Here is a 14,740-nt window from a genome sequence, read left to right as displayed (position 1 = left end):
TTGTGACGGGAGCGCCAATTGAAACGAGCCAGTGTCGTCCCGGTTCTCTGGGCAGCATTCGGTGCGGCGGCCGGTTCGACCGTCGTCGAGCTGCTGCTCTGGCCGATCGTCGGCGACGACGCCATCGGGAACCTGTTGCGCGACACGCGCCTCACGGCGGCCATCGTGATGGGGCGCGGCGTGCTCGGTGCGTCCGCCGGCTTCGATCCGCAGGTCATGGCGGTGGCGACCCTCGTGCATCTGGCACTGTCGCTGGTCTATGCGGCCGTGCTGGCAAAGGTGATTCGCAACCTGTCGCTCGCGGCGGCGCTCGTCGCCGGCGGTGCGTTCGGCCTCATCCTGTACGGCGTCAACCTGTACGCCTTCACCGCGATCTTCCCGTGGTTCATTCCGGTTCGTGGCGCCGTCACGCTCGTGGCCCATCTGGTTTTCGGGATCACGGCTGCGGCTACCTACCGCTTCGCCAGACGCTAGGCCGGGCGCAAATCGCGGCAAACACTGGCGAAGGCGCCCGCGTCGATCATTCGCACCAGACCCCTGGAATAAGCTGGCGCGCTGCATCGTTTAGCCGTCAGGAGACCCTGCACGAAGCGGCGGCACGTGAGCGCCGCGCGATGAATCGTGCGCGAGCAATCCGATCTGCCGGGCGCCGTCAGCCGCGCCCGCGATCGAGTGGTCGGGGGTAATCAGGCAGGAGCCGATCATGTGCAACTGGTTTCGATCCGGGATAGGTATCGTCTGTCTCGGCTGTTCCGCAGCGGTCTGTGCGCAAACGTATGACGATCTGGCGGATGCCAGTACGAACTGCCGTGCGGTCGTCGCGCAAGCGAACATCGACGGCACGGAGCAGCAAATCGTGGGGCGTGCGTGCCTGCAGGACGACGGCACCTGGCAGTTCGTGCAGAGCCCCGACGGCAGCGTGATGTGGTACCCGGCGACGGACTATCCGTATGCCGACCTGTGGTACTGGGGGCCGCCGCTTTTCATCGGCGCGGGCGTGGGCTTCGTCTTCGTCGATCGCTTCCACCACTTTCACCATTTCCACCACGTCGATCACGTCGTCCACTTCAACGGGATGGAGCATCGCCGCTTCGGCATGCCGATCGGCGCCGGTTTTCACCATGGCGCATTCCCTGCCAGCACCGCCGGCCACGGATTCGGCGGCATGCATCAGTTCGGCGGCGCGAGCGGATTGGGTGGCATGCGGCGCCATTAAGGCGGCGTCTACAGGATCGATGCGAGCCTGGGCACGCGAAGCAGGAGGCCGGCGATCAGATAGCACGTGACGCACGCGATACCGCCGGTCACGGCGAACTTCAGGAGCGGAGCCGCCGGCACGTTTTGCCATGCGAGTGCAACACCGACCAGCACCGGCGGATGGATGATGTAGATCGTGTATGCGCGTCGCGCCAGCGGCTGCCACACGCCCGCCAGTCGATTGAAGCGTCGCTGAAAGCGGCTCGCGAGCAACAGTATCGTTCCCCATGCGACCAGCGGTTCCCAGAACGCGTAGACCACGTCGACCGGGCGGCCGCGCAACGCGGGAACGTGCTTCGCGAGAAGGTAGACGATCGGCAAGACAGGGAGCGTCAGCAGCGCGATGCGCGACCACGTGCCGACCTGCCGCGGCGGAAGATGCTCGAGCCAGCGTGCGCGCGCTGCCCGGCAACCCGCTGCGTACAACACGACGTAGCTGGCGAAATACCCGAGCTGCAGCCCCCATACGTTGACACCTACCGGCCATCGGGATCGCAACGCCAGTGCCGCGAGACCCGTCAGCCATGCCGCCGTGGCGAGGGTCCTGTCGGAGGGAAACGGATGCTGCACGGGTCGGCTCGCGGTGCGCGCGAACGCGGTGTTCCAGAGTGCCGCAGCCGCACTGAAAATCAGCAGCGCCTTGGCGAACCACATCGGGCCGTTGTCGAACGTGCCGTGGCGCCACAAGTGGCCGAGCGTATCCGCAAACGGACGGCCGGCGGCGGACTGCGCCAGTGCGATCGTCGCGGGGCCGATCAGAAATCCGTACACCAGCAGCGGCAAGCCGAGCCTGAGAAACCGGTCGGCGAGGAAGCGGGGGGCGCCCTTGCGATCGATGGATCGCGGCGTGTAGTAGCCCGCCAGGAAAAAGAACAGGCCCATGAAGAATGCCTGGTTGATCGCGCAGAAGAGCGTCAGCAGGGCGGATTCCACCGACGGCCCCGCGGCCACCTCGTGGTAGTACCACCCGCCGAGCGCGCCGTACGTGATCGCGCAATGGTGGAACACGACCAGCAACGTCAGGCAGGCGCGCAACGCGTCGAGGCCGGCGTCGCGATGCACGGCAACCGCCTGGTCCGTCCGGAACGAGACTTCGACCGCAATGTCCTGAGCGCTCATTGCATTGCCTGTGGGGTGGGTCAGTCATGACCCGCATCGTGCACATCGGGCGGGCGTACAGGTCGGCACCCTACACCGTTGTCATTACAACCTTCCTACAAGCCGTTGCGCTGCCGGCGCGCTGCCCGATTGCCTAATCGAGCCGCCCGCGCAAGTCGTCGAACGGAATCATCACGTGTGTGCGATACGCGGGCCGCGCTTTCAGCCGTTCGTACCACGCTTGCACGTGCGGGATGTCCGGCCGGGCGATGTCGAGTTCGAAGTAGCGGTACAGGTGCGTGCCGGCCGCGATGTCGGCGAGCGTAAGTGCGTCGCCCGCGAGAAACGGCTGCCCGGCCAGCGCCGCATCGAGCGCCTGGAAGTGCTGCGCGCACTGCGCGATGCTTTGCTCGACGCGCGCCGTGTCGCGCTGCTCGGGCGGCGTCCGGTAGTAGCCGCGGAACACGCCGTTCAGGAACGTCGGCTGCAGCGTGGTTTGCGACCAGTCCATCCAGCGGTCGGCGCGCGACTGTTCGGCCGGGTCGTCGCGCCAGAAGCCGGGGCGTCCGTAACGCGCGGCGAGGTAGCGCAGGATGCTGTGCGATTCCCAGACGACCGTACCGCCGTCGTCGATCACGGGTATGCGCCCGTGCGGGTTCATCGCGAGAAAAGCGGGCGTGTCGAGCACGCCGAATTGCCCGCCGGCCGGCACGTGTTGATGCGCGAGCGCGAGCTCGTCGACGAGCCACAGCACCTTCTGGACGTTGAATGCATTGCGGCGCCCCCATACGGTCAGCATGCCGGCCTCCTTGTGTCGTGTGGAACGGGATCGCGGACAGTGTAAACGCCGCAGGCGCGCACCGTGGTGCGCGCCTGCCGGCTGTCGTCGTGGTCGATGTTGCCGTGCGGCGACGCGATCAGAACTTGTGGCGAATCCCGACGATCGCGAGTTCCTGCGTATCGGTGCCGGAGTTCACGCCGTACGCGCCGACCGACGCGGCGGCCTTCACGACCGCGCCGTTCGCGTTGAGCGTGTTGCCGCTCGCCTTCTGGTAGCCGAACAGCGCATACAGGTCGGTGCGTTTCGACAGCGCGTAGTCCGCGCCGAGGTTGACCTGGTTGTAGTGCGCGGAAGCCGGGCCCGTCAGCGACGTGTAGTTGTAGCCGACGCCCGCGCGCAGCGCCGGCGAGAACTGCCAGTTGAAGAACGCCGAGCCGTTGTTGAACTTCGCGTTCTGGCTGAAGGCCGACAGCGTGTCCGCACCGTATTGCGTATTCGAATACGCGAGGCCGAAGGTGGCCGGCCCGGCCACGTACTGGCCGGCCACGCGCACGATCTGGATCGACTTCGCGCTCGAGAAGCCCTGGTTGATCACGGTGTTGAACAGCGTGTCCGAGCTGCTCGACCACGTGCGCGCGCCGTTCGCAACGGTGGAGCCGCCGTTCGCGTAGAAGAAGCCGGCGCCGAGCGACAGCGGGCCGTTCGCGTAGCTTGCGCCGAAGCTGTACGTGCGGCCGCTGCCGGTAGCACCCGCGACGCCGCCGAAGCCGTACAGGCCTTCGAACTGGAAGCCCGAGATCAGCGGGCTCGTGTATTTCACCGAGTTGCTGACGCGCAGGCTGTTGTCGTAGTTGTCGAGGTCGCCCGGCGTCGCGAACACGCCGCCGAAGTAGTTGTCCTGCGTGAGGCCCTGCACGAGGTCGACGATCGGATCGTACTGGCGGCCGAGCGTGACGGTGCCGTACGTGCTGCTCGAGAGGCCGACGACGGACTTGCGGCCGAATTCGCGCCCGCCCTGGCCGAGTGCGCCCGTGCCGATGTTGAAGCCGTTCTCGAGCTGGAACAGCGCGGCCAGGCCGCCGCCGAGATCCTCGGTGCCGCGCAGCCCCCAGCGGCTGCCCGACAGGTTGCCGCTGCCGAACTTGACGAGGCTCGACGCGTTGCTGCCGTTCGCGTTCTGCGCGTTGTGCACGTACGCGATGCCCGCATCGACGATGCCGTACAGCGTGACGCTGCTTTGTGCGTGAGCGCCGCCGGCATAGAGCGCGGCCGGCAGTGCGAGCAGTGCGAATGAACGGATCTGTTTCATTGCTGGATTCCCCCGTTGGTCGATTGGTCTGACGAGTCGGTGAACGATACGGACAGCGCATCGTCGAGGGAACCAACAAATTGTCGGATCGTTATGAGGCGGCGCGGGGATGGGTGCGCGCGCAACCGGCCGGCGGCCGGTGCACCGGGGCGCTATGCGTCGTGCCGCCGCGACGCGTTTCTCAGCACGAGCGTCATCAGCTGCCGGCGCGAATCGACACCGAGCTTCGCGAATGCGCGCTTCGCGTACGTGTCGACGGTGGATGTCTTGAGCCCCATCGATTGTGCGATGGCGGCCGAGGTCATGCCCTGGATGAACGATGCGCACACGTGCATCTCGCGCGCGGTCAGGCGTTCCTGCCATTCCGGCAGCCATTGCGCGACGAGGTCGAGATCGAGCTCGTCGCGTGGCGCGTCGTCTGCCGAGATCGCGCCGAGCAGGCGCTTGTGCGCGGACGCCAGCGGCAGCACGACCTGCGACAGCTGCTTCAACAGGCTCAGCTCCTTCAGCGAAAACGGCGGCAGCCGCCGCGAGCGCGCGATCGAGATCGAGTAGCGCGTGCCGAGCGTGACGCCGGCGATCACGCATTCGTCGTGAATGTCACCGATGTCGAAGAACTGATGGCGGATCTCGCTTGCGACGCGCTGCGCGGACACCTGTACGAGCTGCATGTCGCTTTCGCTGTCGATGGCCGCGTAGGTCGCATCGTCGCTCGCATAGCTCCGGTAGTAGTGGCGCATCACCTGCGTGACGAGTTCGGGCTCGCGGCCGAAGCTGCCGATCCAGCCGACGCTGCGCCGGCCCGACGACGCGACCCGCTCGTAGTCGAGGTGCACCGCGTCGAAGTCGACGTAGCGCACGAGCGTGTCGTAGACGGCGCGCATGAACTGCGGCGTGCCGACGGCCTGCGCGATATCGCCAAGCGTTTCCGTCACGAACGCGACGTGACTCAGCGGCAGATCGGGGGAGGGGAGCGCAGCGTCCATGGCCTCGGGTATCGGGAAATATCAGGTGGCGCTACTGGTATCACGACGATTTTCGATTGCCTAGATGGGAATCCACTCAAACGGCCCCGGCACATGACATCGCTTGTCCCGGTTTTCGGGACTGACGGTGCGAATCGCAATCTCTACATTGACCCCTGTGCCGCAACCGTCTGACGGCGTTGCCGCGAGTCCACCCGCTCGTGGCGCAACGGCCGATTACTACTCTCTGGAGATCCCCATGCGTGTCCGATTTCGCTGTCGTCCGGCCGTCCGCGCCGTGTTCGTCATGTCGGCGGGCCTTGCCGTCGCGGCAAGCCAGCCGGTGCGTGCCGGCGATGCCAACCTGAACGTCTACAACTGGTCCGAATACATCGCGAAGGACACGGTGCCGGTGTTCGAGAAACAGGCGGGCATCAAGGTGCGCTACGACAGCTACGACAGCGACGATACGCTGCAGACCAAGCTGCTCGCGGGCAGCTCGGGCTACGACATCGTCGTGCCGACGTCGAACTATCTCGCGCAGCAGATCCAGGCCGGCGTGTACCAGAAGCTCGACAAATCGAAGCTGCCGAATCTCGCGAACCTCGACCCGGTGCTGATGAAGATGGTCGCGAAGGCCGACCCGGGCAACCAGTACGGCGTGCCGTGGGCGTGGGGCACGACGGGGATCGGCTACAACGTCGAGGCCGTCAGGAAGCGGCTCGGCGACACCGCACCGACTGACAGCTGGGCACTGCTGTTCGACCCGGCGAACGCGGCGAAGCTGAAAGGCTGCGGCATCTCGCTGCTCGACGCGCCGGACGCCGCGTTTGCGGCGGCGCTGCAGTACATGGGCAAGGATCCCGAGAGCAAGAACCCGGCCGACTACCAGGCCGCCTACGACGTGCTGAAGAAGATCCGCCCGTACGTCACGCAGTTCAGCTCGGCCGGCTATGCGGACGACCTCGCGAACAACGATGTCTGCGTCGTGCTCGGCTGGTCGGGCGACGTCGGGATCGCGCGGCGGCGCACGCTGGACGCGAAGCGCTCGTACGAAATTCGCTACGTGAATCCGAAGGAAGGCGGCCTGTTGTGGTTCGACGTGATGGCGATCCCGAAGGATGCACCGCATCCTGAAGCCGCGCTGAAGTGGATCAACTACATCGAGGACCCGAAGACCAACGCGGCGATCACGAACGAGATCTTCTACCCGAGCGCCAACAAGGCCGCGCGCCCGTTCGTGACGCCGGCGATCGTGCAGGACCCGAGCATCTACCTGTCCGACGCGACGATCGCGAAAACGTCGCTCGCGATGCCGCGCAGCGCCGACATCGCGCGGATGCAGAACCGCCTGTGGCTGCAGCTGAAGTCGGGCGGTTGAGGGAGGCGACGATGATCCATACGCTCCCTGCCGCCCCAGTTGCGGCCGATGCTCGCCGCGATGCGGACGCGTTCGTGCGCATCGAAAACGTCGTGAAGAAATTCGGCGACAGCACGGCCGTCGACAACGTGAATCTGACGATCGCGAAGAACGAGCTGTTCGCGCTGCTCGGCAGCTCGGGCTGCGGCAAGTCGACGTTGCTGCGCATGCTCGCCGGGCTCGAGACGGCCACCTCCGGCAAGATCTTCGTCGACGGCGAGGACCTCGCATCGCTGCCGCCGTACCGCCGCCCGGTGAACATGATGTTCCAGTCGTACGCACTGTTCCCGCACATGTCGGTCGAATCGAACGTCGCGTTCGGCCTGAAGCAGGAAGGTACGCCGAAGCACGAGATCAAGGAGCGCGTGGCCGATGCGCTCGCGCTCGTGCAGATGAGCAAGTACGCGCAGCGCAAGCCGCACCAGCTCTCCGGCGGCCAGCAGCAGCGTGTCGCGCTCGCGCGCTCGCTGGTCAAGCGCCCGAAGCTGCTGCTGCTCGACGAGCCGATGTCCGCGCTCGACAAGAAGATCCGCCAGAAGACCCAGCTCGAACTCGTGAACATCATCGAGAAGGTCGACGTGACCTGCGTGATGGTCACGCACGATCAGGAAGAGGCGATGACGATGGCCAGCCGCCTCGCGGTGATGAGCGAAGGCAAGATCGTGCAGATCGGCGCGCCGGGCGAGGTGTACGAGTTTCCGAACAGCCGCTTCTCGGCCGAATTCATCGGCTCGACCAACCTGTTCGAAGGGCGCGTGGTCGAAGACGAACCCGATCACATCTTCGTCGAAAGCGACGACCTCGAAGCGCGCATGCATGTGAACCATGGCATCACGGGCCCGCTCGGGATGCCGGTCGGCATCTCGGTGCGCCCGGAACGCATTCACGTGTCGCGCGACAAGCCGGGCTCGAAACACAACTGGGCACGCGGCGTCGTGACCGACATCGCGTACATGGGCAGCTATTCGCTGTACCACGTGCGCCTGCCGAGCGGCAAGACGGTGGTATCGAACCTGTCGAGCTCGCACCTGATGAACGACAACGCACCGGCGTGGAACGACGACGTGTTCGTGTCGTGGTCGCCGGCCAGCGGCGTCGTGCTGACGCAGTGAGGACGACATGACGAGAACCTCCGTTTCCACTCCGTCCGCGCCGGTGTCGAGCGGCGCCGCGAGCGCCGGCGCCGGACGCTCGCGCCCGGGCCGCTTCGCGATGCTGTCGCGTTTCCTGCCATCGGGCCGCAGTGTCGCGATCGGCGTGCCGTTCCTGTGGCTCGCGATCTTCTTCGCGCTGCCGTTCGTGCTGGTGCTGAAGATCAGCTTCGCCGACCCGATGCTCGGCATCCCGCCGTACACGGCACTCGCGCGGCTGGAGGCCGGCACCGTGCAGGTCGTGCTGTCGCTGAAGCATTACGCGCTGCTGCTGCAGGACGACCTGTACCTGAACACCTACGTCAGCTCGCTGAAGATGGCCGCGGCGTCGACGCTGATGTGCCTGCTGGCCGGCTACCCGATCGCGTACTTCATTGCGCGCTCGGCGCCCGCCCGCCGCAACCTGCTGATGATGGCCGTGATGCTGCCGTTCTGGACGTCGTTCCTGATCCGCGTCTATGCGTGGGTCGGGATCATGAAGGACGACGGGCTGCTGAATCACGTGCTGGCGGCGCTCGGCGTGATCGCGACACCGCTGCGCCTGTATCACACCGACGCGGGCGTCTACATCGGGATGGTCTATTCGTACCTGCCGTTCATGGTGATGCCGCTGTACGCGCACCTGGTGAAGATGGACCTCACGCTGCTCGAGGCCGCAAACGATCTCGGCGCGACGCCGTGGTCCGCGTTCTGGCGCATCACGCTGCCGTTGTCGAGAAACGGCATCGTTGCGGGCAGCCTGCTCGTGTTCATCCCGGCGGTCGGCGAATACGTGATCCCCGAGCTGCTCGGCGGCGCAAACACGCTGATGCTCGGCCGCGTGATGTGGGACGAGTTCTTCAACAACATGGACTGGCCGATGGCATCCGCGGTGACGGTGACGATGGTGCTGCTGCTGCTCGTGCCGATGGCGCTGCTCCATTACAGCCAGACCGAAGCGGAGGCGAGGCCATGACCCGCGCGAATCGCATCCTGTCCGCGTGCGTGCTCGGCGCGGGCTTCCTGTTCCTGTACATCCCGATCGTCAGCCTGGTCGTCTACTCGTTCAACGCGTCGAAGCTGGTGACGGTGTGGTCGGGTTTCTCGCTGAAGTGGTACGGCGCGCTGCTGCACGACGACGAACTGCTCACGGCCGCGTGGCTGTCGCTGAAGATCGCATTGCTGACGGCCACCGCGTCGGTTGCGATCGGCACCTGGGCCGGCTTCGTGCTCGCCCGCATGGGGCGCTTTCGCGGTTTCACGCTGTATGCCGCGATGATCAACGCGCCGCTCGTGATTCCGGAGGTGATCCAGGGCATCTCGCTGCTGCTGTTGTTCGTCGCGATGCAGCAGACCTTCGGCTGGCCGGCCGGGCGCGGCTGGCTGACGATCTGGATCGGCCACGTGATGCTGTGCCTGTCGTTCGTCGCGGTGATCGTGCAGTCGCGCGTGAAGGAGCTCGATCGCTCGATCGAGGAAGCCGCGCTCGATCTCGGCGCGCGGCCGTGGAAGGTGTTCTTCGTGATCACGCTACCGCTGATCGCGCAGGCGCTGGTGTCCGGCTGGCTGCTCGCGTTCACGGTGTCGATCGACGACGTGATCCTGTCCGCGTTCCTGTCGGGCCCCGGTTCGACGACGCTGCCGCTCGTCGTGTTCTCGCGCGTGCGGATGGGGCTCAACCCGGAGATGAATGCGCTCGCCACGGTGTTCATCACGGTCGTGACGATCGGCGTCGTCGTCGTGAACCGCGCGATGCTGGCCCGCGAGCGGCGGCAGGCGCGCGACACGCGGATGTGGCGCGCGGCCTCCGCGTCCGAGGTATCCGGCACCACCGCGTCGCCCTCCACCATGCCGCCCGCGCGCCCGCCGGCCGCGCCGCCGCTGCACGACCGCATCCCGCATCCCACGAAGTGACGAACGACAAGGAGACATTCCATGAAAAAGAAAATGCTCTGCGCGCTGATCGCCGGAGCGCTACCGGGGCTGGCCGCGGCGAACTCGAGCGCCGACCAGATCCGGACGCTGCAGCAGCAGATCGCGGTGTTGCAACGGCAGATGAGTGCGCTGCAATCGCAGCTCGGCGCGAAACCTTCGACCGCACCGGTGGCGGCGAACGCGTCAAATGCGTCTAATGCGGCGACCGCCGCGGCGGCTGACCCGTCCGCGCCCGGCTACGGGCAGGCACCCGCCGTGCTGACCAACGACGATGTGTCGGACCTCCGGCAGCAGGTCGCGAACCAGCAGCTGAAGGTCGATTCATTGACCGATGCCGCGCGCACGGGCCCGATCGCCGGGCTGTCGGTGACGGGCTACCTCGACCCGACCTACGTGGTCAACCGGGGCGCCGGCACGTCGTCGTTCCAGTTCGCGAATCACGAGAACGCCTACACCTACTACAACAGCACGTTCGGCGACGTATTCCTCGACATCAAGAAGACGTTCGGCGTCGGCCCGACCGCACCGTCCGCGGAAATCACGCTGATGCCGAACCGCGGCGCGGGCCTGTCGATGATGACGGGCAGCGGCGCGAGCGGCCTGGACATCATCAACACTGCGGTCCTGACCGTGCCGCTGTCGGGCACGACGGCGCTCACGGGCGGGCTCGTGACGGGCTTCGGCGGCTACGAGTACCAGCAGTCGAGCCAGATGCTCACGCTCACGCACAACCTGCTGTACGACTTCTCCGATCCGGGCTCGTCGATCGGCGCGGGCGTCAACTACCAGAGCGCGGACGGCCACTGGGCGTGGAAGTTCTTCGTCGGCAACGAGCAGTTCCGCAGCGCGGGTGCGGTCACGCAGACTGGCGTCAACGCGCTCGGCGACCCGATCACGACCAGCAACAAGGTGCCGACCGTCACCGCGCGGGTCGATTACATGCACGGCAGCGCGCTCGACGTCGGCGGCTCGATCAGCATCGGCCGCCAGACACTGCCGAGCGCGTTCGTTCCGGCGACCGGCAACGTGCGCTACGGGGTCGGCGGCAACGCACCGAGCGCGTACGGCGGGTTCTTCTTCGGCGAAGCCGATGCGACCTACACGCTCGCCGATGCGCAGTACAACGCCGAGTTCGACTACGGCCAGCAGCAGCACGGCGCGTTCAACGGCGGGCTCGCACAGTGGTTCGGGTTGTCGCTGCTCGCGCACCGCAAGTTCAACGCGCCGGTGGTCGGCCGCATGGGCGCGACGCTGCGCTACGACCTGCTCGTGAACCGGAAGAACGGCGGCGGCGGGTCGTCGATCGGCCTGAACGGCAATGGGATGGACCCATACAACGGCTTCGGCATCGATGCCGACTGCCTCGCGCTGTCGAAGGCGAATGGCGGCGTCGGCTTCGAGTGCAAGGGCGCGACGCGGCAGGCCGCCGCGTTCGACTTGCTGTTCTACCCGACCCAGCAAGTGACGGTGAAGGTCGAATACCGGCACGACTGGGCGAGCAACAAGGTCTTCCTGCGTCACGACGGGTCGTACGAGAAGTCGAACGACCTGCTCGCCACCCAACTCATCTACGCGTTCTGACGCGACGCCGTTCGCGAGTCTTGCACATGCTCAAGTTCGAAAATCAGCAACATGTTCAGTCCTACTACGCAGCGACGGCCAACAACCGTACACGGTATCCGTCGCTCGACGAGGCCGCGACGGCCGACGTCTGCGTGATCGGCGGCGGGCTCACGGGCCTGTCCGCGGCGCTCGAGCTTGCCGAGCGCGGCCATTCCGTCGTGCTCGTCGAGGCGTCGAAGATCGGCTGGGGCGCGAGCGGGCGCAACGGCGGCCAGCTGATCGCCGGGTACGCGTGCGACATCGATACGTTCTCGGCCTACCTGCCGGAAGACGACGTGCGGCGCGTATGGGCGATGGGGCTGGAATCGGTCGAGATCGTCCGGCAGCGGGTCGAGCGGTACGGCATCGATTGCGACCTGACCTCCGGCTACCTGACCGCCGCGAACAAGCCGCGCCATCTCGATGCGCTGCGCGCGTGGCGCGATACCGCGGCGAATCGCTTCGGCTATCGCGGCTACGAAGTCGTCGAGCGCGCCGACATGCACCGCTTCGTCGCATCGGATCGTTACGCCGGCGGCCTCCGCTACGAAGGCAGCGGCCACCTGCATCCGCTGAACTACACGCTCGGCCTTGCACGGGCGGCGCGCGAAGCCGGCGTGACGATCCACGAGGACACGCCCGCGCTCGCGCTCGATCGCGCCGCGCCGCATCACCGCGTCAGGTGTGCGCGCGGGCACGTGGATGCCCGTCATGTCGTGCTGGCCTGCAACGCATATCTGGGGCAGCTGGCGCCGGCGCTCGCGCGCAAGATCATTCCGGTCGCGACGTACCTGATCGCGACGGAGCCGCTCGGCGACGCGCGCGCGGCCGAGACGATGCCGGCCGATGCGGCGATCTGCGACACCCATTCGGCGCTCGACTATTTCCGGCTGACGCGCGACCGCCGGCTGCTGTGGGGCGGCAAGGCCAGCAGTTCGACGAACACGCCGCGCGACCTCGCGGCCGCGATGCGGCGCGACATGCTGAAGACGTTTCCGCAGCTGGCCGACGTGCGGATCGACTACGCGTGGGGCGGCCTGATCGACGCGACGATGAATCGCGCGCCGCATTTCGGCCGGCTCGAACCGACCGTGTATTTCGCGCAGGGCTTTTCCGGGCACGGCGTCAACGTGACGGGCCTCGCGGGGCGGCTGATCGCGGAAGCGATCGACGCGCAGGCCGCGCGTTTCGACCTGTTCGGCCGGATTCGCCATCGCGACTTTCCGGGCGGGCGGGCGCTGCGCACGCCGATGCTGGCGCTCGCGATGACCTGGCACCGGATGATGGACCTGCTCTGACCCGCGCGGGCAGCTCGCCCGTTCGCGCGGCACCGAAACGTTTCGAATCACTCAAGCCCTGGAGGCAACCATGACCAACATCACGAATCTCGTCGACCTGATGCGGGCGCCTGCGAAGCTCACGCAGAGCCGCGTGCCGAGCGGGCTGCTGCTCGACGGCAATCCGCTGCAGACACTGTCGCATCACTACATCAGCCCGTGCGGGCAGTTCAGCTGCGGGATCTGGGCATGCACGCCCGGCCGCTGGACGATCGAGTACGACGAGTCGGAGTATTGCGAGATGCTGAGCGGCGTCGCGATCGTGCGCGACGCGGACGGCCGCGAACGCGTGCTGCGCGCCGGCGACCGCTTCGTGATCCCGCCGGGTTTTCGCGGCACCTGGGAAGTCGTCGAAACGTGCCGCAAGATCTATGCGTCGCACGCACCGCATGCCCCGCAGGCCGGACAGCCGGGCGCGTAGCGCGCGGCCGGTTCAGGACAACCATCGAGATCAACGAGGAGCAACCCATGACCCAGGAATTGTGGCGTCTCAGCGCGGCCGAGATGGCCGAGCGCGTCGCGCATCGCGACGTGTCTGCCACCGAACTCACGCGCAGCTGCCTGCAGCGGCTTGACGCGGTGAACCCCGCCATCAATGCGATCGTCGACGTGATGGCCGACAGCGCGTTGCAGGCCGCATCCGATGCCGATGCCGCGATCGCGCGTGGCGCACCGGTCGGCCCGCTGCACGGCGTGCCGGTGACCGTGAAGATCAACGTCGACACCGCCGGATACGCGACGACCAACGGCGTGCGCGCGTTTTCGGACCTGATCGCGCACGAGGACAGCCCGGTGACCGCGAACCTGCGCAAGGCCGGCGCGATCGTGATCGGGCGCAGCAATGCGCCGGCGTTCTCGTATCGCTGGTTCACCGACAACGACCTGCACGGCCGCACGTCGAACCCGTGGGATGCGTCGCTGACGCCGGGCGGTTCCAGCGGCGGTGCCGCAGCGGCCGTGGCCGCCGGCATCGGCGCGATCGCGCACGGCAACGACCTGGGCGGCTCGATCCGCTACCCGGCCTACGCGTGCGGCGTCGCCGGGCTGCGGCCCAGCACCGGGCGCGTGCCGGCGTACAACCCGACGCAGTCGAAGGACCGCACGCTCGCGGTGCAGCTCGCGTCCGTACAGGGGCCGCTCGCGCGCACGGTCGGCGACCTGCGGCTCGCGCTCGACGCGATGGCGGCAGGCGATGCGCGCGACGCATGGTGGATGCCCGTCGCACCGACTGCACACGAAGCCGCGTTCCCCGCGCGCGTGGCCGTGTGCCCGGCGCTGCCGGGCGTGCCGTCCGATCCGGTGGTGGTCGACGCGATCCGGCAGGCCGCGCGCTGGCTTGAAGAAGCCGGCTGCATCGTCGAGGAAGCGGCGCCGCCGCGGATCGCCGAGGCATGCGAACTGTGGCTGGACCTGGTGACCAACGAAGCGCGCGGCGGCCTCGGCGACGTGATCATGCAGCACGGCGACGCGGCGATCCGTACCGCGTTCGCGAGCCAGCGCCGTCTCGCGAAGCCGCTGGATCTCGAAGGCTACATGAACGGCCTCGCGCGGCGCACCGCGCTGCTGCGCGACTGGCAGCAGTTCTTCGCGCGCTATCCGTTGCTGCTGATGCCGGTGTCGTGCGCACAGCCGTTCGCGATCGACGCCGATCAGCACGGCGACGACGCGATGCGCGCGATCGTCGAGCAGCAGGGGCCGCTGCTCGCGACCGCGCTGCTCGGGCTGCCGGGGCTGTCGGTGCCGACCGGCATCCGCGCTGGCGTGCCGACCGGCGTGCAGCTCGTCGCCGGACGCTTCCAGGAGGCTCTGTGTCTCGCCGCGGGCGAAGCGATCGAGGCGCGCGCGGGCATCTTCACGCCGATCGATCCGCTCACCGGGTCGTGATGCGCGACTTTTCACGAGGAAA

General features: G+C 67.1%; 13 protein-coding genes and 1 pseudogene. 10 read left to right on the top strand and 4 right to left on the bottom strand.

Features of this window, described 5'->3' with window-relative positions:
• The first annotated feature begins 18 nt into the window (after positions 1 to 18).
• Positions 19 to 474: a sodium:proline symporter gene (locus BDI24065_RS11435; RefSeq protein WP_175031332.1), complete on the top strand. Its 456-nt coding sequence runs from the start codon at positions 19 to 21 to the stop codon at positions 472 to 474.
• 229 nt (positions 475 to 703) lie between these two features.
• Entirely contained in the window at positions 704 to 1,216 is a 513-nt protein-coding gene (locus BDI24065_RS11430) for a hypothetical protein (protein ID WP_175031331.1), read from the top strand.
• A gap of 8 nt (positions 1,217 to 1,224) precedes the next feature.
• Here the strand turns inward: BDI24065_RS11430 and BDI24065_RS11425 are convergent, their stop codons facing one another.
• From BDI24065_RS11425 to BDI24065_RS11410, 4 genes are all read right to left on the bottom strand, one after another.
• Positions 1,225 to 2,376, bottom strand: coding sequence for an acyltransferase family protein (locus BDI24065_RS11425; protein ID WP_175031330.1), 1,152 nt, complete (start codon positions 2,374 to 2,376; stop codon positions 1,225 to 1,227).
• A 133-nt stretch (positions 2,377 to 2,509) separates the two neighbouring features.
• Positions 2,510 to 3,154: a glutathione S-transferase family protein gene (locus BDI24065_RS11420; RefSeq protein WP_175031329.1), complete on the bottom strand. Its 645-nt coding sequence runs from the start codon at positions 3,152 to 3,154 to the stop codon at positions 2,510 to 2,512.
• 118 nt (positions 3,155 to 3,272) lie between these two features.
• Positions 3,273 to 4,445: a porin gene (locus tag BDI24065_RS11415; RefSeq protein ID WP_175031328.1), complete on the bottom strand. Its 1,173-nt coding sequence runs from the start codon at positions 4,443 to 4,445 to the stop codon at positions 3,273 to 3,275.
• Between the two features lie 152 nt (positions 4,446 to 4,597).
• Entirely contained in the window at positions 4,598 to 5,431 is an 834-nt protein-coding gene (locus tag BDI24065_RS11410) for a helix-turn-helix transcriptional regulator (RefSeq protein ID WP_175031327.1), read from the bottom strand.
• A gap of 286 nt (positions 5,432 to 5,717) precedes the next feature.
• On the opposite strand from BDI24065_RS11410, the gene BDI24065_RS11405 reads away from it, so the two are divergent.
• The 8 genes and pseudogenes from BDI24065_RS11405 (at position 5,718) to BDI24065_RS11370 (ending at position 14,718) form a co-directional block, all read left to right on the top strand.
• Positions 5,718 to 6,791: a polyamine ABC transporter substrate-binding protein gene (locus BDI24065_RS11405; protein WP_254609737.1), complete on the top strand. Its 1,074-nt coding sequence runs from the start codon at positions 5,718 to 5,720 to the stop codon at positions 6,789 to 6,791.
• 65 nt (positions 6,792 to 6,856) lie between these two features.
• A pseudogene (locus BDI24065_RS11400) lies at positions 6,857 to 7,942 on the top strand (ABC transporter ATP-binding protein); the annotation flags it as partial.
• Positions 7,943 to 7,949: 7 nt separating this feature from the next.
• Positions 7,950 to 8,936, top strand: a complete 987-nt coding sequence (locus BDI24065_RS11395) for an ABC transporter permease subunit (RefSeq protein ID WP_175031324.1) — start codon at positions 7,950 to 7,952, stop codon at positions 8,934 to 8,936.
• On the top strand, positions 8,933 to 9,874 hold the full coding sequence (locus BDI24065_RS11390; protein WP_175031323.1) for an ABC transporter permease subunit: 942 nt from the start codon (positions 8,933 to 8,935) through the stop codon (positions 9,872 to 9,874). The genes BDI24065_RS11395 and BDI24065_RS11390 overlap by 4 nt, the downstream gene beginning before the upstream one ends.
• 21 nt (positions 9,875 to 9,895) lie before the next feature.
• The gene (locus BDI24065_RS11385) at positions 9,896 to 11,476 is read left to right on the top strand and encodes a DUF3138 family protein (RefSeq protein ID WP_175031322.1); all 1,581 of its coding nucleotides are present in this window, start codon (positions 9,896 to 9,898) and stop codon (positions 11,474 to 11,476) included.
• Between the two features lie 26 nt (positions 11,477 to 11,502).
• Positions 11,503 to 12,795 carry an NAD(P)/FAD-dependent oxidoreductase gene (locus BDI24065_RS11380; RefSeq protein ID WP_175031321.1) on the top strand — a complete coding sequence of 431 codons (1,293 nt, stop codon included), beginning with the start codon at positions 11,503 to 11,505 and terminating at the stop codon, positions 12,793 to 12,795.
• A gap of 70 nt (positions 12,796 to 12,865) precedes the next feature.
• The gene (locus BDI24065_RS11375) at positions 12,866 to 13,255 is read left to right on the top strand and encodes a cupin domain-containing protein (protein WP_175031320.1); all 390 of its coding nucleotides are present in this window, start codon (positions 12,866 to 12,868) and stop codon (positions 13,253 to 13,255) included.
• A 47-nt stretch (positions 13,256 to 13,302) separates the two neighbouring features.
• Positions 13,303 to 14,718, top strand: a complete 1,416-nt coding sequence (locus BDI24065_RS11370; protein ID WP_175031319.1) for an amidase family protein — start codon at positions 13,303 to 13,305, stop codon at positions 14,716 to 14,718.
• The last annotated feature ends 22 nt before the right edge of the window (positions 14,719 to 14,740 follow it).

Origin of the sequence: Burkholderia lata, assembly GCF_902499025.1 — a bacterium.
Taxonomy (GTDB): Bacteria; Pseudomonadota; Gammaproteobacteria; order Burkholderiales; family Burkholderiaceae; genus Burkholderia; species Burkholderia lata_C.
The sequence above is the reverse complement of the archived record's forward strand: the minus strand, read 5'-3'. Positions and strand labels throughout refer to the sequence as shown.